This is a genomic window from Allomuricauda sp. ARW1Y1 (assembly GCF_013407935.1).
Classification (GTDB): Bacteria; Bacteroidota; Bacteroidia; order Flavobacteriales; family Flavobacteriaceae; genus Flagellimonas.
In genome coordinates this window covers 657,191-679,378 of the sequence record NZ_JACBZU010000001.1, presented here as the reverse complement: position 1 = coordinate 679,378, position 22,188 = coordinate 657,191, and the positions used below count along the sequence as shown (strand labels likewise).

The 22,188-nt window shown below is 44.9% G+C and carries 17 protein-coding genes; 14 read left to right on the top strand and 3 right to left on the bottom strand.

The genetic code is table 11. The features are described from left to right. The first annotated feature begins 64 nt into the window (after positions 1-64). From GGE08_RS03055 to GGE08_RS03040, 4 genes are all read left to right on the top strand, one after another. The gene (locus GGE08_RS03055) at positions 65-3,181 is read left to right on the top strand and encodes a VPS10 domain-containing protein (RefSeq protein WP_179383421.1); all 3,117 of its coding nucleotides are present in this window, start codon (positions 65-67) and stop codon (positions 3,179-3,181) included. An 89-nt stretch (positions 3,182-3,270) separates the two neighbouring features. Continuing rightward, positions 3,271-3,672 carry a hypothetical protein gene (locus GGE08_RS03050; protein WP_179383420.1) on the top strand — a complete coding sequence of 134 codons (402 nt, stop codon included), beginning with the start codon at positions 3,271-3,273 and terminating at the stop codon, positions 3,670-3,672. Between the two features lie 78 nt (positions 3,673-3,750). After that, complete coding sequence (locus GGE08_RS03045; RefSeq protein ID WP_179383419.1) at positions 3,751-8,097, top strand: CusA/CzcA family heavy metal efflux RND transporter; 4,347 nt, start codon at positions 3,751-3,753, stop codon at positions 8,095-8,097. 2 nt (positions 8,098-8,099) lie between these two features. Beyond that, entirely contained in the window at positions 8,100-9,221 is a 1,122-nt protein-coding gene (locus GGE08_RS03040) for an efflux RND transporter periplasmic adaptor subunit (protein ID WP_179383418.1), read from the top strand. Position 9,222: 1 nt separating this feature from the next. On the opposite strand, the gene GGE08_RS03035 is transcribed toward GGE08_RS03040, so the two are convergent. Then, positions 9,223-10,044 (bottom strand): ZIP family metal transporter, encoded by an 822-nt coding sequence (locus tag GGE08_RS03035; protein ID WP_179383417.1) that lies wholly within the window; start codon positions 10,042-10,044, stop codon positions 9,223-9,225. Beyond that, a complete protein-coding gene (locus GGE08_RS03030; protein ID WP_179383416.1) occupies positions 10,044-10,700 on the bottom strand; it encodes a metal-dependent transcriptional regulator in 657 nt (218 codons plus the stop codon). The genes GGE08_RS03035 and GGE08_RS03030 overlap by 1 nt, the downstream gene beginning before the upstream one ends. A 244-nt stretch (positions 10,701-10,944) precedes the next feature. Between GGE08_RS03030 and GGE08_RS03025 the strand changes: the two genes are divergently transcribed. The 4 genes from GGE08_RS03025 to GGE08_RS03010 all read left to right on the top strand — a co-directional run bounded on the left by GGE08_RS03025 (position 10,945) and on the right by GGE08_RS03010 (position 13,159). Next, on the top strand, positions 10,945-11,163 hold the full coding sequence (locus tag GGE08_RS03025) for a nucleotidyltransferase family protein (RefSeq protein ID WP_257023938.1): 219 nt from the start codon (positions 10,945-10,947) through the stop codon (positions 11,161-11,163). Then, on the top strand, positions 11,156-11,491 hold the full coding sequence (locus GGE08_RS03020) for a DUF86 domain-containing protein (RefSeq protein WP_179383415.1): 336 nt from the start codon (positions 11,156-11,158) through the stop codon (positions 11,489-11,491). Before GGE08_RS03025 ends, GGE08_RS03020 begins: the two co-directional genes overlap by 8 nt. A gap of 84 nt (positions 11,492-11,575) precedes the next feature. Next, a complete protein-coding gene (locus GGE08_RS03015; protein ID WP_179383414.1) occupies positions 11,576-11,890 on the top strand; it encodes a hypothetical protein in 315 nt (104 codons plus the stop codon). A 126-nt stretch (positions 11,891-12,016) separates the two neighbouring features. Then, complete coding sequence (locus tag GGE08_RS03010; RefSeq protein ID WP_179383413.1) at positions 12,017-13,159, top strand: lycopene cyclase family protein; 1,143 nt, start codon at positions 12,017-12,019, stop codon at positions 13,157-13,159. Here GGE08_RS03010 and GGE08_RS03005 read toward each other — a convergent pair. Then, positions 13,156-14,139 carry a polyprenyl synthetase family protein gene (locus tag GGE08_RS03005; protein WP_179383412.1) on the bottom strand — a complete coding sequence of 328 codons (984 nt, stop codon included), beginning with the start codon at positions 14,137-14,139 and terminating at the stop codon, positions 13,156-13,158. The two genes, GGE08_RS03010 and GGE08_RS03005, sit on opposite strands and share 4 nt — an antisense overlap. A 171-nt stretch (positions 14,140-14,310) precedes the next feature. Here GGE08_RS03005 and GGE08_RS03000 point away from each other — a divergent pair, with 171 nt between their 5' ends. The 6 genes from GGE08_RS03000 to GGE08_RS02975 all read left to right on the top strand — a co-directional run bounded on the left by GGE08_RS03000 (position 14,311) and on the right by GGE08_RS02975 (position 22,147). Beyond that, positions 14,311-14,859, top strand: a complete 549-nt coding sequence (locus tag GGE08_RS03000) for an RNA polymerase sigma factor (protein WP_179383411.1) — start codon at positions 14,311-14,313, stop codon at positions 14,857-14,859. After that, entirely contained in the window at positions 14,849-15,280 is a 432-nt protein-coding gene (locus GGE08_RS02995; protein WP_179383410.1) for a hypothetical protein, read from the top strand. Before GGE08_RS03000 ends, GGE08_RS02995 begins: the two co-directional genes overlap by 11 nt. Positions 15,281-15,497: 217 nt before the next feature. Beyond that, positions 15,498-16,103 carry a TetR/AcrR family transcriptional regulator gene (locus GGE08_RS02990; protein ID WP_179383409.1) on the top strand — a complete coding sequence of 202 codons (606 nt, stop codon included), beginning with the start codon at positions 15,498-15,500 and terminating at the stop codon, positions 16,101-16,103. Next, the gene (locus GGE08_RS02985; protein ID WP_179383408.1) at positions 16,104-17,435 is read left to right on the top strand and encodes a TolC family protein; all 1,332 of its coding nucleotides are present in this window, start codon (positions 16,104-16,106) and stop codon (positions 17,433-17,435) included. A gap of 23 nt (positions 17,436-17,458) precedes the next feature. Then, entirely contained in the window at positions 17,459-18,643 is a 1,185-nt protein-coding gene (locus tag GGE08_RS02980; RefSeq protein WP_179383407.1) for an efflux RND transporter periplasmic adaptor subunit, read from the top strand. 9 nt (positions 18,644-18,652) lie between these two features. Beyond that, on the top strand, positions 18,653-22,147 hold the full coding sequence (locus tag GGE08_RS02975; RefSeq protein ID WP_179383406.1) for an efflux RND transporter permease subunit: 3,495 nt from the start codon (positions 18,653-18,655) through the stop codon (positions 22,145-22,147). Positions 22,148-22,188: the final 41 nt, after the last annotated feature.

Sequence of the window (22,188 nt, the reverse complement as noted above, 5' to 3'; positions counted from 1 at the left end):
CATGTCAAAAAGTTTGAGTACATTGTAGACTAATTCAAACTACTCACAACCAACCTTTGACATCATGAGAATGCCAACAACCTCTATGAAAACATGGACGCTACTTTCCATGTTCCTTTCAACACTATTTATTTACGCACAAAATGCATCCCCTAGTATCGTTGACACCAGCTTTTACAGCGGTTTTGAATGGCGGAACATAGGTCCAAACCGGGGCGGACGTTCCTTGGGGGCCGCCGGAAGCCCCTCCAGACCCAATGAATATTATTTTGGTGCCACCGGGGGAGGACTTTGGAAAACCATTGACGGCGGAAACACTTGGAAATGTGTAACCGATGGCCAAGTAACGAGCTCCTCCGTTGGGGCTGTGGCCGTGGCGGAAACCAATCCGGACGTGGTGTATATCGGGATGGGAGAAACCCAACTTCGTGGCAGCATTACACAGGGAGACGGCGTCTACAAATCAACCGATGGCGGCGAAACTTGGACACATCTTGGACTGGAGGAAACCCAAGCCATTTCCCGAGTCCGTATTGACCCGACCAATGAAAATATTGTTTATGTTGCCGCATTGGGCCATCCCTATGGTGAAAACGAGGAACGCGGTGTTTTTAAATCCGTGGACGGAGGCAAAACATGGAAAAAAGTCCTTTACGTGAGCGATAAGGCAGGTGCCGCCGACCTAATCATAGACCGAAACAATCCCAATACGCTCTACGCCACTACGTGGCAAGTCTATCGTAAGGCATGGAAAATGTGGGGCGGTGGTCCAGATAGCAAGTTATGGAAATCCACCGACGGTGGGGAAACTTGGACCGATTTGACCGAAAATCCTGGAATGCCCGAAGGTCCCATTGGTAAAATTGGGGTGACCGTTTCCCCTGCCGACTCCAATCGCGTTTGGGCCATAGTGGAAGCCAATGAAGGTGGTGTTTTTCGCTCTGATGATGGAGGTGACACTTGGGAACTCACCAACAACGAACGGAAATTACGGCAACGTGCCTTTTACTACTCCAGAATTTATGCCGACCCCAAGGATAAGGATGTGGTATATGGTCTAAATGTAGGTTTTTACAAGTCAACCGATGGTGGCAAAACATTTGATGAACGCATAAATACGCCCCATAGCGACAACCATGATTTATGGATAGACCCCAATAATCCAGATAGAATGATAAGCTCCAATGACGGAGGTGGCGTGGTGAGCATCAACGGCGGTAAAACATGGACCGAACAGGATTATCCCACCTCGCAATTTTATCATGTGATGGCCACCAGCGATGTCCCTTATCATGTAGCTGGTGCCCAGCAGGACAATTCTACTTTGGCCATGCCCAGCGATGGTTGGGACTTTATGCAGGCGAGAGGACCGAGCTCCGAATGGTACTACGCCGTGGGCGGCGGGGAAAGTGGTTGGATTACGCAAAGTCCGACAAACCCCGATATTTTTTACGCAGGAAGCCAAGGAGCCCTCTTGACTAGATACGACCGAAGCAACGGACAAACACGCGACATTCAAGTGTATCCAAGATTTTTCTCGGGAGAACCTGCAAGTGCACTTCCAGAACGTTGGCAATGGACTTTCCCCATTATGTTCGCTCCCAAAGACCCGAACGTGATGTATACCTGCTCCCAACACGTTTGGAAAACTACGAACGATGGACAGACTTGGGAAAAAATCAGTCCGGATTTGACCTATGCCGACCCAGAAACCTTGGGCAAAACGGGTGGGGTCATCACCATGGACATGAACGGCCCCGAGATTTATGCCACGGTATTTGCCTTGGCACCTTCCAATCACGATATCAATACTATTTGGGCCGGATCGGACGATGGTAAAATACACATCACCCGAGATGGCGGCAAAAACTGGGAGGACATTACGCCGGAGAACCTTCCCAAATATTCCAGAGTTAGTATTATCGAGGAATCCATACACCATCCTGGCACCTTATATGTGGCCGCTAACCGATACCAAGTGGACGACAGGGCCCCCTACGTTTTTAAAACACACGATTACGGAAAAACCTGGACGAAAATAATTAATGGAATAGAAGACGGTCACTTTGCCAGAGCGATTCGCGAAGACCATATCAGGGAAGGCCTATTGTTCTTGGCCACCGAACACGGAGTGTATTTTTCCATAAACGATGGTGCCGAGTGGCAATCCCTTCAATTGAACTTGCCCGATACCCCGATCAGGGATTTGGTGATCAAGGACAACGACGTGGTGCTTGGCTCCCACGGTCGTGGATTTTGGATTTTGGACGACATTCAGCCGTTCAGGGAATACTCCGAAGACCTTAAAGAGCAAAAAAATGTTCTTTTTAAGCCTACCAATGCCATCAGGGGCATCTACAATGCCAATTTCCAATACTACTTGGAAGAAGAGGTGGACACTATCACTTTTTCTATTTTTGATGCCAACAACAACCTTATCGAATCTTTTGGTGGCAACCAACCCAAATATGAGGATTCGGGGGAGTCTTCGTGGTGGAGCCGTTTCAGCAGCACCAAACCTACAACGGCAAAGGGCATCAACACCTTTACATGGAACTTGCGCTATCCCGGTCCCACTACTTTTGATGGTATCATTATTTGGGGAGCATCGGCCGAGGTAGGCCCAAAAGCACCGCTTGGCACCTATACTGTGCAAATGAAAGTTGGTCCCGAGGTCATCAAAAGCTATCCGTTTGAGATTGAAATGGACCCCAACCTGAAGGGAATTACTGCGGAAGATCTCCAAAAACAGTTCGAATTGGCTTCCAAAATCACCCAAAAGGCCACTATTGCCAATGAAGCGGTCATTCAAATTAGAGGCATTCGCAAACAATTGGATAGTTTGGGCAAGGGAATCACCAGTAGAAAGTTTACAAAGCTCTCCGAAGATTTTATGGAAACCTTGACCGAAATCGAGGAGGACCTCTATCAAACCAAAAACCAATCGGGACAAGATCCATTGAATTTCCCCATCAAATTGAACAATAGGTTCAATGCTTTACAACGAAGCATTGAAAACGGGGATGCAAGACCAACAGATGCCGCCTACGTGGTATACGAAGAACTGACAGAAGAGTTGAACGGCCACATGGCCAAACTAAACAGTGCATTGAAGAACGACCTTCCGAAGGTAAATGCTTTTTTAGCTGAAAACGGAATTTCAACCATAGAGGCCCAATAAGGGCCTCATGGTTTTAAAATCAGATTAATTCTAAATTAAGTCTGAATTGATGCTCTCCTTCTTATTATACTTAATTTTAGAGTGTCAGGATGAACAAAATAGTTACCACAGGCATATCGTTGCTCATTTTACTCCAAAGTGCCAATATCCATTTGAAGGATTTGGTGGAACTTGGACAACTGGTTGAGCATTACCAATTCCACAATGAGGAATATGGTGATGACTTTATGGTGTTTGTATCCAAACATTATGGAGATCTTAAAGCTTCCCATAGCGAAAAGCATCAAGAGGAGCGGAAAGAACACGAAAAACTTCCGTTCCAACATCATCAAGCTCCCTGTGCCCAACCTTTAGTGTTTGTTTTAGGACAAGATAGCTTCATCAATTCCTATCCAGAAATTCCATTGGCGGCGAAGGGTAATTTTCATTATCAGATATCCTATTCGCACATTTGGGGGGACAATCTTTTTCAGCCGCCCAAACAGGCATAATTCATAGTACTTCAGCCTTGCTGAACACTTTTCACAAGCTTTATTCCATTTTAATAATGCTATTATTTTCTATGAATCATGTTTTCAAAAATTATCAACTTTAGTATAAAGAACAAGTTTATTGTTCTTCTTTTTACAGCAGCCATAGCCTTGGTGGGGCTATACTCACTATCACAAATACCCATCGGGGCCGTTCCCGATGTCACCAACAATCAAGTGCAGGTCATCACTACCTCAAGGAGCCTCTCCACCCAGGATATGGAAAAATTTGTCACCTATCCCGTGGAGTTGGAAATGGCAAATCTCCCTGGCGTTAAGGAAATTCGGTCCGTTTCCAAGTTCGGTCTTTCCGTGGTTACCATAGTATTCGAGGACGATCTGGGCACCTTTCTGCCACGACAGCTCATTGCGGAAAAAATCAAATCTGCATCCAGTCGAATACCCGAAGGCTTTGGAACCCCGGAGATGGGACCAATTACCACGGGATTGGGAGAGATTTACCAATATATTTTGGATGTGAAGCCCAAATACAGGGACCAATATTCTTCCACGGAGCTGCGTACCATCCAAGATTGGATCGTAAGACGGCAGCTTTCCGGAATTCCAGGAGTGGTGGAGGTGAATACGTGGGGAGGGCACCTCAAACAATACGAAGTGGCCATTCAGACCCAAAAGTTGAACGCTTTCAATATCACCGCTAGAGAAGTGTTCACCGCCTTGGAAAAAAACAACAGTGTTACGGGCGGTGGCTATATCGAAAAAGTAAACCAAGCCTATTTTATCCGTGGGGAAGGTTTGGTGGGCAACCTTAAGGACATCGAAAACATTGTGGTAACCGCAAGGGACGGAATTCCAATCTATATCAAAGACGTGGCCAAAGTTGGATTTGGAAGTGCGCCACGTTTTGGGGCGATCACCGGAAATGGCGAGGGCGAAAAGGTCCTCGGTCAAATTATGATGCTCAAAGATGCTGACTCCAAACGTGTTATCGAAGCCGTCAAGGAACGAGTCGCCGCAATCTCCAAATCCTTGCCAGAGGGGGTGTACATCAACCCCTTCTTGGACCGTAGTGAACTTATCGGAAGAACAACCTTTACCGTTACGGAAAACCTCGTACTGGGTTGCCTCATCGTAATTTTTGTCGTCGTATTGCTCTTGGGCAACTGGCGCTCAGGGCTTGTGGTCGCCTCGGTTATTCCACTCTGCCTATTGTTTGCCCTTACCTTAATGAACATTTTTGGTGTGGACGCCAATTTATTGAGTTTGGGTGCCATCGACTTCGGAATCATCATTGATGGTGCCGTAATCATTGTGGAATATATTGCATTTCAAATTACACGAAGGCAGGGAGAGTTGGTGGACTTGGGCAAAGACGCCACACAGTCCATAAAGGATAAAATAACGGTTGAAGGTGCTACCAAAATGATGAACTCCGCCGTGTTCGGCCAGCTAATCATTTTGATTGTATTCATCCCAATCCTGTCCCTGAGCGGTGTAGAAGGGAAAATGTTCAAACCAATGGCGTTGACATTCAGCTTTGCCCTTTTGGGAGCAATATTGTTCTGTTTCACCTATGTGCCAGTGGCATCCGCTCTGTTCTTAAAGCCATCCAAGGAGTCCTCCAAAAACATTTCCGCTCGTTTGGTGAACTGGATCAATAAACAATATGAACCTGTTATAGAATGGGCCATGAAAAGCAAAAAACTCGTGCTTTCCATAGCTGCTGCACTATTGGTAGGAGCCATAATTTTGTTCTCCTCCATGGGGGGTGAATTTGTACCGACTTTGGACGAAGGAGACTTTGTGATCCAACCTGTGCTGAAAACAGGGACTTCCTTGGCCAAAACCGTAGAAACGACCACTAAAATTGAAAAAATCCTAATGGAGCAATTTCCAGAGGTCAATCAGGTAGTAAGCCGTATCGGCGCAGCCGAGGTTCCCACCGATCCTATGTCGATGGAAGAAAGTGACGTTATCATTTCCTTGAAACCAAAAAGCGAATGGACCTCTGCCGAAACCAAGGACGAACTGGCCGATAAATTTAAAGAGGCCCTTTCCGTGATCCCGGGCATGGAAGTGGAGTTCACCCAACCCATTGAAATGCGTTTCAATGAGTTGATTACCGGGGTACGGGCCGATATAGCCATCAAAATATTTGGTGAGAACCTCGAAACCCTGAGCAAAAAAGCCGATGAAATAAAGGACCTTATCCAAGATGTGGAAGGTGCGTCGGACATTATCGTAGAGAAGGTGGAAGGTCTTCCCCAAATGAACGTTGCTTTTGACCGCGCCAAAATTGCACGTCATGGGCTCAACATTGCGGACCTGAACGAAATGATTTCCATGGGTTTTGCCGGTAAGGTCGTTGGCAGCGTTTTCGAGGGGGAACGACAATTTGATTTGGCCGTCCGCTTGGATTCCGAGAACCGCCAAGATATTTCCAACCTTCGGAATCTTTATGTGGATATTCCCAATGGAGGAAAAATCCCGATGAGCGAACTGGCTGAGATTACCTATCAAAAAGGTGCCGCCAAAATCTCCCGTGATGATACCAAAAGACGCATCGTAGTGGGCATCAACGTTAGGAACCGGGATCTTCAATCTGTGGTCGATGATATCCAGTTATTGGTCAGGGACAACATCACGTTGCCCCCAGGCTATCTGATTACCTATGGTGGACAGTTCGAAAACCTTCAAAATGCCAAGGCCCGGTTGATGATAGCCGTACCCATTGCTTTGTTGCTCATCTTTATTATGCTTTATTTTGCCTTTGGATCGGTCAAGGAAGCTTTACTTATTTTTTCCGCCATCCCGCTATCAGCGGTAGGTGGGGTACTCTTGCTCTGGTTACGCGATATGCCCTTCAGTATTTCGGCCGGGGTAGGCTTTATTGCCCTTTTTGGTATTGCCGTACTCAACGGCATCGTACTCATCGAACATTTCAAGGAACTCAAGGGAAAGGACTTTGATTCCATGGAAGATTTGATCAAACAGGGCACCAAGGACAGGCTTCGTGCGGTTTTATTGACCGCTTCTGCGGCAGCATTGGGCTTTTTGCCCATGGCAGTATCCACCAATGCGGGTGCCGAGGTACAGCGACCCTTGGCCACCGTGGTCATTGGCGGACTGGTAACGGCAACTATGTTGACATTGGTTGTACTGCCCGTTTTATATGCGTATTCACATCACATAAAATTCCGTGGAATGGGAAAAAGACGAAGAGCGCGAAAAATGAAAAAGAAAGCGCTTACCATTTTATTGTTCATGGTTAGCCTTTCAGGTTTCTCCCAAGAAAAGTTGAACCTGGAGGACCTTATGGCCTTATCCTTGGAAAATAACAAAGGTATCCAGGCAGGTTCCATGATGGTAGATCAAGCAGAAACGCTAAAGGGAACCGCTTTTGAGTTTGACAAAACGGATATTTACTATCAATATGATGAGAACAACTTGGCCATCAACAATCAGCCCATACGGGTTTTTGGGGTACAGCAGCAATTTGAGTTCCCTACGGTTTATGGAGCAAAGAACAGGCTTCAACAATCGAACTACGAGCTGCAAAAATCATCCTTTGAAATTCAAAAGAAGCAATTATACCAAGCCCTGAGCAATGCGTACTACCAATATCAGACCTTGAACCAAAAAGCAAAGCTTTACAAGACATTGGACAGTATTTATAGCAAGTTTGCACACGCGGCCGACAGACGTTTTGAACTCGGCGAGACCAATTATCTGGAAAAGGTAACGGCAACGGCCAAGCAACGACAGATTGCGAACACCTTTGCCAAGATCAATCAGCAGTTGTTGACCACCTACGGTCAGATCGCAAGTTTGGTCCAGACGGGAGACAGTCTACAAATAGTGACCGAAATGCCAGAAAAGCTTACCGTGGTCAATCTGCAAGGGATGATGCCAACGGAGACCTCTTTTTTGGACCATCGCCAACAGCTGAGCAATGCCCAGAAGAGCTTAGAGGAAAATCGATTGCTGCCCGACCTCAACCTTGAGTATTTTCAAGGAACCAACAGCGGTCTGGGCGCATCCCTTTACGGTCTTCAAGTGGGCGTTCGCGTTCCCATTTTCTTCTTTGGCCACAGTAGTAAGGTGAAATCATCCAAAATACAGACCAAGATCACGGAAATGGAAAATACGGAGATCAGCATAGCCATGAACCAGCGCTATAAAACCCTAATGGGCCAATTGGAACAACAGGCCAAGGAGCTCTCCTATTATGAGGACGAAGGTGGTCTACTTTCCGATCAAATTTTGAAAGCAGCCTCCGGGAATTTTCAAAATGGGGAAATTGACTTTTTCCAATATATCCAAAGCTTGGAAAATGCCTACGAGATTCAACTCAATTATTTGGATGTGCTCAACCAGTACAATCAAACCGTAATCGCCATTAATTATTTGACCATAACATTATAATCATGAAACATATACTTCAAATAACCGCTGTTTTCCTCCTAATGATGGGCTGCGGCAATAAGAACAATCAAGCATCCACCGAACAAGAACAAGAAGAAACAGGTATTGTGGTGACACAGAATCAATTCGACACCAATGATCTGATGATAGGAGGCTTGGAGAAACGAACCTTTCCCAAGATTGTGGAGACCTCTGGAATGATTGACGTTCCTCCGGAAAACCGGGCCAGTATCACCGCATTTATGGGAGGTTTTGTGAAGCAGACTTCCCTTTTGGTGGGTGACCGGGTCAAAAAAGGACAACTCTTGATAGTACTCGAAAACCAAGAATTCGTTCAGATGCAACAGGACTATCTCGAAGTATTCAACCAGTTGGATTACCTGAGGACAGAGTTTGAGCGAAACCAGACGCTTTTTAAGGAGAAAATCGCCTCACAAAAGAATTTTCTTCAAGCCAAGAGCAATTATGAAACAGCCAAAGCACGCTATCAAGGTTTGAGGGAACAATTACAAATGCTCAATATTTCCCCAAGCCAAGTGGAGCAGGGCAAAATCTCTTCACAGGCTGCCATTTATGCCCCTATTGCGGGCAGTATCACCAAAATGAACGTGGCCAAGGGAAGTTATGTGTCACCTGCTACGGAAATATTGGAAATTGTAAACAATGACCACATCCACCTAGAACTTACCGTTTTTGAGAAAGACATTTTAAAGGTGAAGAAAGGACAAAAGATCCTGTTCAAGATTCCAGAGGCGGCCAAATCCAATTTCAATGCAGAGGTATACCTAGTGGGGACATCGATTGATAGCGATAAGCGAACCATAAAGGTGCACGGACATTTGGAGCACGAAGAGAACACCAATTTTTTACCTGGGATGTTTGTGGATGCCATGATCATGACCGATACGGTACAAACCTGGGCATTACCCGATGAGGCGGTAATCGAATCGGAAGGAAACCATTACGTGCTAAAACTGATCAACAAGCAAGACGGCTATACCTTTGAACGCATCCCCGTAGCCCAGGGAAATTCGTATGATGGTTATTCGGAAATCATTTCAGATCAACTAACCGAATCTGACGAATTTTTGATCAAGGGAGTATTTGATTTGATAGGGGGATAATTTACCCCAATCCTACATCCAATATCATCATAATAATAAATCCACCGATAAAACCCATTGTGGCGATATCGGTGTATTTGTCTTGTTGCGTTTCTGGTATTACCTCCTCGACCACCACAAAGATCATGGCTCCGGCCGCAAATGCAAGGGCATAGGGCAAAATAGGTTCAAAGGTCAATACGGCCCAAGCGCCAAGCACACCGGCAATAGGTTCCACAATGGCGGATGCCTGACCGTACATCCAACTTCTTCTACGGCTGAGTCCATGCCTGCGCATAGGCACCGCAACGGCAAAGCCTTCCGGAAAGTTTTGCAGCCCAATACCCAAAGCCAAGGCCACGGCACCACCAATGGTCGCGCCTTCAAAGCCAGAGGCCACCCCTCCAAAGAGGACACCTACTGCCAACCCTTCGGGAATATTGTGCAGGGTAATGGCCAAAACCAAGAGCGTAGTGCGATGCCAGGGGGTTTTTACCCCTTCCGCTTCATCTATTTTAAAATTGATATGGACATGGGGCAAAATTTTATCCAAACCAAAAATAAAGGCTGCGCCCATCAAGAAACCTACGGCAGCCGGAATGACCTTGACAAAGCCTTCCCCTTCACTCATCTCAATACCCGGTGCCAATAGGCTCCAGAAACTGGCGGCGACCATAACCCCACCGGTAAAGCCCAACATGCCATCCATCAAGGCCCTCTTTGGACTTTTGAACAAAAACACAAGACCCGCCCCGGCAGCGGTCAATCCCCAAGTGAATAGAGTGGCGTAAAGGGCCGCCAAAATCGGGTCGATACTTTCAAAATAGTCGATTACTGCTTCCATTAGCTATTCTTTTTCACAAATAAGTTTGATGCTATTTGATGTGATATTCGCATTTCGTTCCCCTCCATTCGAATCCGAAGGGAATTGTCAAAATCCTCTTTATCCAAAACCTGAATGGTGTTGCCCAAAGCGATGTTGTTCTTGTCCAAAAACTTCAAAAAGGGAACCGAAGAATCCTTCACTCCTACACAAACCCCTTTGGAGTTGATGGGCATTTCGCTGAGCAATTTCTCATCACGTTCCTGAAACTTTCCATCTTTCGTGGGAATGGGATCGCCATGGGGGTCATACTTGGGAAAATCCAAGAGCTCATCTATTTTGTCTATCAATTTTTCACTTTTGATGTGCTCCAACTGCTCGGCCACTTCGTGCACCTCATCCCAAGTAAAATCCAGTTTTTTCACCAAAAAGACTTCCCACAACCGATGCTTACGAATAATGGACAATGCGGTTTTAACGCCGGCATCCGTCAACGAAACCCCTTGGTAGCGCACATAATCCACCAATCCTTTTTCGGCCAATTTCTTGGCCATATCCGTGACGGACGAGGGTTTGGTTTCCATCTGTTCCGCTATCGCATTGGTAGTAATGGATTTGGAATCCCCACCACCTAAATGAAATATGGCCTTTAAGTAGTTTTCCTCTGATCGGGTCATCAAAAATGTTTTTTCAAAAATACATTTTTATTTAACAAAATTTATTTTTCGTTGTGTCTAAATTCAAGCGCAGACACCCTGACCCTTGCACCCAATCGTTTGTGACTGCGTATATATTCGTTGGTTCTTTTGAATATGCTGCACGGATTTTGAGTGGATTGATTAACTTTGAGTGTGGAAACAACCCAAAACATAACGAATCAACTCTCTCAGCTAAAGGTGCGTTTAAAAGAACGCTATCCAATTGCTTCCGGCTTTATTTGGCTCATACGCACGCAATGAGCAGACGGCTAGCAGTGATGTTGATATCATGGTAGAGTTTGATGGAAAAATTGGTATCAAGTTTATCGATTTGGCAAATGAACTAGAAAAAGCCCTGGGTCTAAAAGTGGATTTGGTTTCCAAAAAAGGAATAAAGGAACAATACCTTAACACCATCCTATCCGACTTGATTTATGTCTAAAAGAGATAATGTCCTTTTGATCCATGATATGATTGAGTCAGTGCAAAAAATCATGACTTATACACGGGATATGTCGTTTGACCAATTTAAAAGCGATAGTAAGACTGTGGATGCTGTGATAAGAAACTTTGACATTGGAGAGGCGGCCAATCGATTGACCGAGAACTACAAGAACAATAACCCAGAAATTGAATGGTCCCATCTAAGGGGTTTTCGAAATCGTATTGTGCATGAATATTTTGGGATTGATTTGGAAATAGTTTGGCACATTATTGAGGAAAATTTACCTGAACTGTTGACTGTGCTAAAAAATAAGTATCCTAGTTGATAGCTGTTATTAATGGTTCAACCTAGGCAGTATGGCTTTTGACAAAAGAACAAAAATAACCTTGCCAACATTTAAAGTTAAAAAATGACCAAGCCTTCGTTGTACTTTTTTGCCTGCCTTTTGATTTTCATCCTTGTCCTGTCACTTTTGATTACCGGCTCCTCCATTTTGACCGTCCCGTTGTATGAAGGAAGTTCCATTCCGATGGGAACGCCCATCACTTGGATGGGTCTAATTGCGTTGCCCTTGACAATCTATTTTGGTGTGGGAGAATTTAGGAATCCCAAGAAACGGCACAAACTGTTCAACCAACTTCTTACGTTTTCCGTAGGTTTTGCAGTTCTTTGGGTACCCGTGTCCTATTTACTTGCTGGAAATTTATCATTAATTGCATTTTGATACTTGTCAAAAAAAGGGGCAAAAGAAATATCTAGATTTTATAACCCTCGCAGATTTATTTGTTACGGAAGGCGCTATTGAAAGTTTTACCATCAATTATCCGCACCCTTTTCTATCTTTGACACCATGCCCAACTACGACTACATCATTATAGGTGCGGGAGCCGCTGGTCTGCTTTTGGCCGATACCTTGGGAAAAGACCCTTTCTTTGCTTCCAAATCCATTTTGGTGTTGGACAAGGACGATAAATCCAAAAACGACCGCACGTGGTGCTTTTGGGAACGAGGAGCAGGGCAATTTGATGAACTGGTCCATAAAACATGGAAGCACATTTATGTGGGCGGGAAATCACTTCAAAAATCCACTTCCATTGCCCCCTATACCTATAAAATGTTGAGAGGGATTGATTTCTACGATCATTTTGTGCCAAGAGTGAAAGCCTATCCCAACATCACTTGGATACAGGAAGAAGTGCAACAATTCGAAGAGCACGAACATGAGGTTGTGGTAACCACCCCTAGCCAAAAATTTACCGGACAAACGGTATTTTCTAGTGTGTACGACGCTTCCCTACCCCTAAAACAAAAGGATTACCCCGTTTTACAGCAACATTTTGTAGGGTGGCACATTAAAACAGACCGGTTGGTTTTTAACCTGAACGAGGCCACATTCATGGATTTTTCCGTACCCCAAAAGGGCAATACCCGATTTATGTACATCCTCCCCTTTTCGGAAACCGAAGCCCTGTTGGAATACACCCTCTTTTCCGAGCATCTGTTGGAAAAACAGGAATACGAAGAAGCCATTAAAGCCTACATCAGCAAAAACCTCGGTGATATAACCTACTCCATCCAAGACACCGAATTCGGAAGTATTCCCATGACTTGCTATCCCTTCTATCAACATAATTCGAATAAATTGTTCCATATTGGGATTGCCGGTGGGTGGGCCAAACCCAGCACGGGCTATACTTTTTACAATACAAGCAGGGAAGTGCCCAAACTGGTAGCACATCTTAAAACGGGCAAACCCTTGATCCAATTTCATCAAAAGAGCCGGTTTCTGTTCTACGATATGTTATTATTGGACATTTTGTACAAAAACAATCACTTGGGACACGAAATTTTTGAATCCATGTTCAAAAGAAGAAAGGCTTCCTTGATCCTAAAATTCTTAGAAAACGAGACCAATCTTTGGGAAGAACTTCAAATTGTGACCGCTCCCAAACCCATGCCGTTCGTCAACGCATTGCTCAATCGCCTGTTCTAAACGGTACGCTCCATCAAATTTTTTCCAAACTGCTTTAGCAAAGTTTTTTTGTTCTCTGGCAGGTTGGTATCTGCCAAGGCTTCAAAGGCCCTTTGGGTGAAGTCTTGTATCGCTTTTTTGGTTGCCTCCACTGCTCCACTTTCCTTAAAAATTGCTTTTATCGCAGCGACCTTAGCTGTAGAATCTTCTGGTTTGATGGAATACAGGTGCAACAACCCTTCTTGATTGTCTTTGGAGGCATTTTCCAAGGATTTCAGGTACAGATACGTCTTTTTGTTCTCCATAATATCACCTCCCACTTGCTTGCCAAAGGTTTTGGGGTCGCCAAAGGCATCCAAATAATCGTCCTGTAATTGAAAAGCAATGCCCAGATTTCGGCCAAACTCATAAATGGCATTGGCATCCCTGTCGGGGACCTTTGCCACAATCGCACCCATCTTCATGGCAGCTGCCACGAGAACGGAGGTTTTGTACTCAATCATTTTCAGGTATTCGGGGATGGTCACATCGTCCCGGGTCTCAAAATCCACATCATATTGCTGCCCTTCGCAAACCTCCAAAGCGGTCTTGCTGAACAATTTGGTCAGCTCCGCATAGATTTCAGGAGGGTAGCTTTCAAAACATTGATAGGAAAGAATCAACATGGCGTCGCCGGATAGAATTCCCGTGTTCACATCCCATTTTTCATGAACGGTCACCTTACCTCTTCGCAAGGGAGCGTCATCCATAATATCATCATGTACCAAGGAAAAATTGTGGAACATTTCCACGGCCAAGGCCGCATCCATGGCATCCGCTACCTTTCCGCCAAAGGCCTCGGCCGTCATCAAGGTGAGTATAGGCCGCATGCGTTTGCCTCCCAATCCCAAAATATACTGTACGGGCTCGTACAGATTTTTGGGTTCCCCTAATTGGGTTCTTTGTTCGAGGTACGTAACAAACTGAGCTCTGTACTGACTAATGATATCGATATCTGACATGGAGTCAAAAATACATTCAAATATTGAATTTGAGGATGGGCTACTTTTAAAATCAGTTGTTATCCACACCAAACATCTAAAAGTCAATCCTTTGAAAAAAAGTTTCCAAAAAGGTGCAATAGAATCCTTTTACTCCGTCTCTATTAGTGAAGAGCAACCCGAAGTAACCAAATGGCAGCCAAAACCGATAACCATAACAACCTAACCAACTTCTTCACGGAGGAGTACGGATCGTTGCGGTCGTATGTGCAGTCGAAGATCAGGGACACATCGGAACGGGATGCCGAAGATATTGTGCAGGATGTTGCCCTACGGATATTCTCCCGATCGGAAGATGCCATTCCCATAAATAACGTGGGTGGATTTGTGTACAACGCCATTCGCAACAGGATTGTGGACATTATGCGCGGGAGAAAAGAGAAAAAAGTGCCCAGCGAGAACATTGACCAACAATGGCGCGAATTCGCAGAGTTCTTTTATGGTGATGCGGACAATAGTTACTCCCCGGAAATGGAACAGGCCCTCAAAAAGGCCGTGCAGGATTTAAAAGCGCCTTACCGGGATATCGTCATTGCCATAGATTTTGAAGGATACCATTACAAACAAATAGCTGAAAAAACAGGAATACCGGCAGGGACCCTCATGTCACGAAGACATAGGGCCATGTCTGAACTATCAAAAAAATTGGAAAACTTAAAAGAAATGAGTCATGGAGCATAAAAAAGAATTTGAAAAAGCTGTAGAAAAGAAGGTGGAGAACACCGTAAAAAAAGTAGTAAAAGTCATTGCCATGGTCGTCTTGGGAATCTTGGTCTTTCTTTTGGCCAATTATCTACTGATGCGCCTCTGGAACTGGCTCATGCCTGATTTGTTCGGAGTTGGAACCGTTACCTACTGGCAGGCACTTGGAGTGTTCATTCTTGCCAAATTGCTGTTCGGTTTTGGCGGCGGTGGCGGAAAAAGCAAGGGCAGCAGTCACAAAAAGAAGATGAAGTCGTCCAACAAATGTGGATCCTGGAGACGGGATTTTGATGAGTGGAAACACTACGATCAATTTTGGAAGGAAGAGGGAGAAGAAGCCTTTAAAGCATATGTTCAAAAAATCAAAAACGATAATCATGACGAATCCAAAGAAGCATAACCGAAGTAAAAAGTACCTGCGCCAATTCCGACCTTTTTTTTGGAGGTTGGGTCCCCTCGAAGAAAATGAGTCCCATCAAAAAACAGCGGTGGTTCCCGTATATGTCCACGGAAAAAAACGCAGTTAAAACAAAAAATCAATCCTTCGTTAAAAAATTGTAAAACCACGGAAACTTTTTTTGTTTTTAAAGTTTCCGTGGTTACATTTGCCACCGATTATGAGGGAGACGATTATACAAAAAGCAACTGAAATGTTCTTAAACCTAGGCTTTAAGAGCGTTACCATGGACGATTTGGCCCATGAGATGGGGATGTCCAAAAAGACCATCTATTCACATTTTAAGAACAAAACGGAACTGGTGGAGGAGTCGACCATGACCATGTGTGACTTTATTACTTGCGGAATAGACAACATCGTAGAACTGAAAAAAAACCCAATTGAAGAACTGTACGAAATCAAAAGATTTGTGATGGTGCATTTAAAAGATGAAAAATCCTCACCCCTGTACCAATTACAGAAGTATTATCCCAAGGTCCATGCCACCCTTAAGGAGAGACAGTATAGTTCCATGCACGGCTGTGTCATCGAAAATGTGAAACGAGGTATGCAAATGGGCATATACCGTGACAACCTCAACGTGGAATTTGTTTCTAGAATTTATTTTTCCGGGGTCATGAGCATTAAGGACAACAACCTTTTTCCCACCAAAATTTTCAACAAAGTGGAGCTGCTGGATTATTATCTGGAATACCACCTCAGGGGCATTGTAACCCCAAAAGGAAGACAAATACTCAACTCAATCATCAATTCAAATCAAGAATAAATGCGACAAACACTAATCACCTTACTATTTATATTGCCCTGGTTGGCATCTGCGCAGGACTCCATACCGAGTTTTAGCTTAGATCAGGCCATCACCTATGCATTGGAGCACAATTATACTGCCCAAAATGCAGAAAGGGATATCCTTGATGCCCAAAAGCAAAAATGGGAGACCATTGCATCGGGACTGCCCCAGATCAATGGAGCGGTAAGCTACCAAAACCAGTTGAAGCAACCTGTGGCCCAGATTCCCGCTGAATTTTTTGGCGGAGAACCAGGTACCTTTCAAGAAGTGGTCTTTGGACAGCCGCAATCCATTGCCGCCACTGCAACCTTGACCCAACAGATTTTTGATGGATCGTACATCGTGGGCGTTCAAGCCACCAAAACCTTTTTGGATTATAGTCAGAACAACAAGGAAAAAACCGAACTGGATGTTCGTAAATCGGTGGTAGAAGCCTACGGCAACGTATTGTTGGCCCAAGAAAGCGTACTGATTTCCGAAAAGAACAAAGCCACTTTGGAGGAGAACCTCTACGAAACCAAACGTATTTACGAGAACGGACTTGGAGATGAGGAGAGCGTGGACCAATTGCAGATTACGTTATCATCGGTTGAAAATCAGCTTAAAAACGCCCGGCGGATGGAGAAAATCACAAGGCAAATGTTGAACCTGGTGCTTGGACTCCCTATTGAGGCCCCAACGGTTCTGACCGAAAATCTGGATGACCTTACCCAAAAGCAAATTGATTTAGGCCTTATCGATTCCGAATTTGACATAGAGAACAACGTAGATTTTAAAATGGCTGCCAACCTCAACGAACAACGTTTCCTTGAGTTAAAATTGGCCAAGAGCAGAGCGCTTCCCACCTTGAACGCTTTTGTCAACTATGGAGGAAACTCCTTTAGCGATCGTTTCAATTTTTTTAGCAGCGGGCAGCAGTGGTTCGGTTCCTCTATTTTAGGGGTAGACCTCAATATTCCTATCTTCAGTTCCCTGCAACGAAGCGCCAGCACCCAGCGTGCCAAGATTGCCTTGGAAAAAGCCAAAACCCAGTTCACCGAAACCCAATCACGTATTCGTCTTCAACTGGAAACGGCCAAGAGCGATTATATTCTGGCCATTGAGCAATATGGCACTTCCAAAGACAATCTGGACCTGGCCGAACGCATCGAAAAAAAGAACCAAATCAAATATTCCGAAGGTCTGGCTACCAGTTTTGAATTGAGACAGGCACAGACGCAGCTATACAACAGTCAACAAGAATATCTACAATCCATGGTCGACGTGATCAATAAGAAAACGGCGCTGGAAAACATTATAAATCAATAAACAAAGGAGAAAACCATTCCATCATGAAAAAAGCTATATATATCACAATAACCACCTTGGTCCTTGCTTCGTGCGGCAGCGGTAGCGGTAATTCCGTAGAAAGTGTAATCGCCAGTAAGGATGTAGAGGCCATACGCGCCAAACGAAATTCCGTCACTGAAGAACTGAAGGCGTTGGAATCACAAGTAAAACAATTGGACGAGGCCATCGGTGAACTCGAGGACAACACAAAATTACCGTTGGTTTCCGCACTCACCGTAGAGCCACAACAATTTCAACATTATTTGGAATTGCAAGGAGATGTAATGACCGACCAAAACGTTTTGGTATACCCGGAAATGGCCGGTACCCTTTACCGTGTTTATGTAAAAGAAGGCCAACGTGTATCAAAGGGGCAATTGCTGGCCTCCATTGACGATGGTGGACTCTCCAGCCAATTGGCTCAGTTAAGGACCCAGGCCGAGCTGGCGAAGACTACTTTTGAGCGTCAAAAGAGACTTTGGGAACAAAATATTGGTTCGGAAATACAGTACCTACAGGCCAAAACGCAGTATGAGGCCCAACAGAGTGCCGTGAAACAATTGGAAAGCCAAGTAGGGAAATCTTCTATCCGTGCTCCTTTCTCAGGGATTGTGGACGACATTATAAAAGATCAGGGTACCGTGGTAAGCCCAGGACCTGGTTCAGAGATTTTCCGAATTGTCAATCTATCCGATATGTACATTGATGTGGAAGTACCCGAAAGCCACTTACCCAACGTAACTCCAGGCAAAGAGGCAGAGGTCTATTTTCCCGTATTGGGCGAGAGCATTACCACTCAGGTGCGTCAAACGGGAAACTTTATCAATCCCAGCAACCGTTCCTTTAGCGTAGAGATTCCTGTACCCAACAAGAACGGAAAAGTAAAGCCCAATTTGACGGCCAAAGTAAAAATCAACGATTACACCAATGAGAACGCGATTCTAATTCCACAAAGTGTGGTATCGGAAAACGCGGAAGGAGAACAATATGTGTACCTGATTAGCGAGGAAAACGGAGAGGTGATGGCCAAAAAATCCATTATAACTCCCGGTAGAACCCAAGGTGATTATTTGGAAGTACTTGAAGGAATCTCATCCGGCAGTCAGGTCATTGTAGAAGGTGCCCGTAGGGTACGAGATGGACAAAAAGTTCAGGTGATCGATTCAACTACAACAGCCAAAAACTAATCCAGGACAATGAAAAAAGCTGAAAAAAACGCAAATAAGGAATTTCGCCTATCATCGTGGGCCATAGACAATCCGTCTGTGATCTATGTGATGATCGGTCTGTTCTTCATCATAGGGCTATCTGCCTATTTTTCCATGCCGCGGGAAGATTTTCCCGAGGTAGAAGAAACGAAGATCTACGTAAGCACCGTTTACCCGGGGAATACGGCGGAGGATATGGAACGACTGATTACCGACCCTTTGGAAGATGTGCTGAAAAATATCAGTAATGTGGTCGAGATCACCTCGACCTCCCAAGAGGATTATTCTATGATCGTTGTTGAGTTTGATGAAGAAATTGCCGTGGAAACCGCCAAGCAAAAAGTAAAGGACGAAGTGGACTCGGAAAAGGCCGGTGAAGATTGGCCTATTTTCAATGGGGCCAAAGTGGAACCTAACGTATTCGACCTCAACCTTGCCGAGTCGTTTCCTATCATGAACGTGAACCTTACTGGGGATTATCCGGTGGAAAAACTAAAGGAGTTCGCGGAGTATCTGGAAGACGAAATAGAAGACCTCCCACAGATCAAAGAGGTTGACATTAGGGGCGCACAGGAAAAAGAAGTCGAAGTAGCCGTGGATGTGTACAAAATGATGGCATCCCGTGTAAGCTTTGACGATGTGATCCAAGCCATTGCCAATGGCAACATGACAATGTCCGCAGGTAACTTGATTACCAGCGGCCAGCGAAGGACCATTCGTATTTTGGGTGAAATAGAAAACCCATCGGAACTGGAAAACTTTGTGGTAAAATCTGAAAACGGGGCCATCTATCTGCGTGATATTGCTACCGTCACTTTCTCGGAAGAAGACAAAACCACCTATGCCCGTGAGCATGGCAGTCCCGTAGTGATGTTGGACATCAAAAAACGTTCTGGAAAAAATACCATCGAGGCTTCGGACCTCATCCGTGACCTTGTTGATGAGGCTAGGGAAAACTACTATCCCAAGGACCTTACGGTAACTATTGCGAATGATTCGTCCAGCAGGACCTTGAACCAAGTTGACGACCTAGTGAACAACATCATCTTCGGGATTATCCTCGTGGTGACCGTTCTCATGTTCTTTTTAGGATTCCGCAATGCACTTTTCGTTGGTTTCGCCATACCCATGTCCATGTTCATGTCCTTCATGATCTTGTCTGCCATGGGCTACACGCTCAATACCATGATTCTGTTTGGTTTGATCATGGGACTAGGTATGCTGGTGGATAATGGTGTAGTGGTGGTCGAGAACGTATATCGACTCATGGAGCAAGAAGGCATGTCCCGCAAGGAAGCTGCCAAAAAAGGGATTGGGGAAATCGCCATCCCGATCATTATTTCTACGGCAACCACAGTGGCGGCCTTTGTGCCACTCGGAACATGGCCAGGTATCATGGGAGAGTTTATGATCTTCTTCCCGATCACCCTGTCTGTGGTTTTGGGTTCCTCCTTATTCGTGGCCATTTTTATGAACTCTATGCTCGTTTCCCAGTTTATGCAGATTGGGGAAAAAGAGCTTACCAGAAAACAGTTGATTCGATTGAGCATCATTTTGGGAGGATTTGGGTTGTTTATCTACTTTGTGGGCGGACAAGTTCGGGGACTCGGTACCTTAATGATCGTTGTGGCCGCCATGTTCTGGATCTATAAGTATTTCCTTAAACCTTCCGCCCGTCGTTTCCAGACCAAGAGTTTGGTGCGATTGGAAAACTTCTATGAAAACCAATTGAAAAAGGCCCTTAGAGGAAGAAATGTGTACTGGTATTTTGGCCTTACCTCCCTTCTTCTAGTTCTTTCTTTTGTGTTCTTTGGGATGTCGCTACAAACGCAACGTACCAAAGTGGAGTTCTTTCCAGACAATACACCGAATGAAATTTACGTGTACATCGAATATCCACAAGGAACCGATATCGATAAGACCAATGCCATTACAAAGGATATTGAAAGTAGGGTATACGGGGTAACCGGTCGCAGCAAATACAACGATGGTGATTTTAACTATTTGGTGCAATCCAGTGTATCCCAGGTAGGTAAAGGTGCAGAAAACCCCTTTACAGAGGGAGGTTCCGCAGCAGAGATGCCGCATCGCGGTAAGATTACCTTGTCCATGCGGGAATTCAAATACCGTAACGGATTGGATACGGAAGAGCTTAGGCAGCAGATTCAGGATACCTTGACCGGCGTATATCCCGGGGTTACGATTTCGGTAGAAAAAGATGCGGTAGGACCCCCTGCTGGATACCCCATCAATATTGAAATTGAAGGTCAAAACTATGACACCCTCATCAATACGGCCGAACGCATGCGAAATTACATCAACAGCAAGAATATTGCTGGAATCGAGGAGCTTAAGGTCGATGTAAACAAGGGTAAGCCTGGAATGCAAGTTGTTGTAAACCGAGAAAAGGCCGGCGAACTTGGAGTGTCCGTGGGTCAAGTGGGTCAGCAACTACGTAGATCCATTTTTGGGGACAAAGCTGGGATTTATAAAAAGGATGGTGAGGATTACAACATCAACGTAAGGTTTGATGAGGATATCCGCTACAATACCAGCGCCTTGTTCAACCAGAAAATAATCTTTAGGGACCCTTCCAACGGGCAGATCAAGGAAATTCCAGTATCTGCCGTGGCCGACCAAAAGAACACCTCTTCCTTTAGTGCCATCAAGCATGTGGACACCAAAAGGGTGGTGACCGTATACTCGGCCTTGAAACCCGGCTTTACCGATGCAGCGGCCATTGTTGCGGAAATACAGGAAGAAATGCAGGAGTTCAAAGGACTGCCCGAAGGAGTCAAAATTGATTACACCGGACAAATAGAGGAGCAAGAAAAACAAATGGCCTTTTTAATGAGCGCCTTCTTTTTGGGACTTGGATTGATTATGTTGCTTTTGATTTTCCAGTTTGGTGGCATCTCCAAACCAGCCATTATTATGATGGCCATTTTCCTCAGTTTTATCGGAGTATTCGGTGGTTTGATCATCACGGGCTGGCCCTTTGTGATCATGATGACCATGATGGGTATCATCTCCTTGGCCGGGATTGTGGTGAACAATGGTGTGGTGCTATTGGATTATACCCAAATCTTAATCGACCGTAAAAAAGTGAAACTAGGTATTTCTGACGACGATTTATTGAGTCGAGAAGATGTGACAGAAGCCATAATTGTCGGAGGAAAGGCGCGCTTACGGCCTGTATTGCTAACGGCCATTACAACGGTATTGGGCCTTATTCCGTTGGCCATTGGTCTGAACATCAACTTTGTGAGCCTCTTTTCAGATTTTGACCCTCAAATATACATGGGAGGTGACAATGTGATTTTCTGGGGACCTTTAGCATGGACCGTGATTTTTGGTCTGGTGGTGGCTACATTCCTCACACTGATCATTGTACCGGTATTGTTCAATATTTCGTACAGGTTAAAAATCAGAATCCGTAGTTGGACCTCAAAACACGAAACCCCAGAGGTGGTAACGGAGTAAATCAGGATATACAGAAAGAAAAAAGCCCCGACCATTTGGTC

Coding starts and splice junctions, on each gene's coding strand:
- GGE08_RS03055 (WP_179383421.1), top strand. CDS start 65: ATGAGAATGCCAACAACCTCTATGAAAACATGGACGCTACTTTCCATG.
- GGE08_RS03050 (WP_179383420.1), top strand. CDS start 3,271: ATGAACAAAATAGTTACCACAGGCATATCGTTGCTCATTTTACTCCAA.
- GGE08_RS03045 (WP_179383419.1), top strand. CDS start 3,751: ATGTTTTCAAAAATTATCAACTTTAGTATAAAGAACAAGTTTATTGTT.
- GGE08_RS03040 (WP_179383418.1), top strand. CDS start 8,100: ATGAAACATATACTTCAAATAACCGCTGTTTTCCTCCTAATGATGGGC.
- GGE08_RS03035 (WP_179383417.1), bottom strand. CDS start 10,044: ATGGAAGCAGTAATCGACTATTTTGAAAGTATCGACCCGATTTTGGCG.
- GGE08_RS03030 (WP_179383416.1), bottom strand. CDS start 10,700: ATGACCCGATCAGAGGAAAACTACTTAAAGGCCATATTTCATTTAGGT.
- GGE08_RS03020 (WP_179383415.1), top strand. CDS start 11,156: ATGTCTAAAAGAGATAATGTCCTTTTGATCCATGATATGATTGAGTCA.
- GGE08_RS03015 (WP_179383414.1), top strand. CDS start 11,576: ATGACCAAGCCTTCGTTGTACTTTTTTGCCTGCCTTTTGATTTTCATC.
- GGE08_RS03010 (WP_179383413.1), top strand. CDS start 12,017: ATGCCCAACTACGACTACATCATTATAGGTGCGGGAGCCGCTGGTCTG.
- GGE08_RS03005 (WP_179383412.1), bottom strand. CDS start 14,139: ATGTCAGATATCGATATCATTAGTCAGTACAGAGCTCAGTTTGTTACG.
- GGE08_RS03000 (WP_179383411.1), top strand. CDS start 14,311: ATGGCAGCCAAAACCGATAACCATAACAACCTAACCAACTTCTTCACG.
- GGE08_RS02995 (WP_179383410.1), top strand. CDS start 14,849: ATGGAGCATAAAAAAGAATTTGAAAAAGCTGTAGAAAAGAAGGTGGAG.
- GGE08_RS02990 (WP_179383409.1), top strand. CDS start 15,498: ATGAGGGAGACGATTATACAAAAAGCAACTGAAATGTTCTTAAACCTA.
- GGE08_RS02985 (WP_179383408.1), top strand. CDS start 16,104: ATGCGACAAACACTAATCACCTTACTATTTATATTGCCCTGGTTGGCA.
- GGE08_RS02980 (WP_179383407.1), top strand. CDS start 17,459: ATGAAAAAAGCTATATATATCACAATAACCACCTTGGTCCTTGCTTCG.
- GGE08_RS02975 (WP_179383406.1), top strand. CDS start 18,653: ATGAAAAAAGCTGAAAAAAACGCAAATAAGGAATTTCGCCTATCATCG.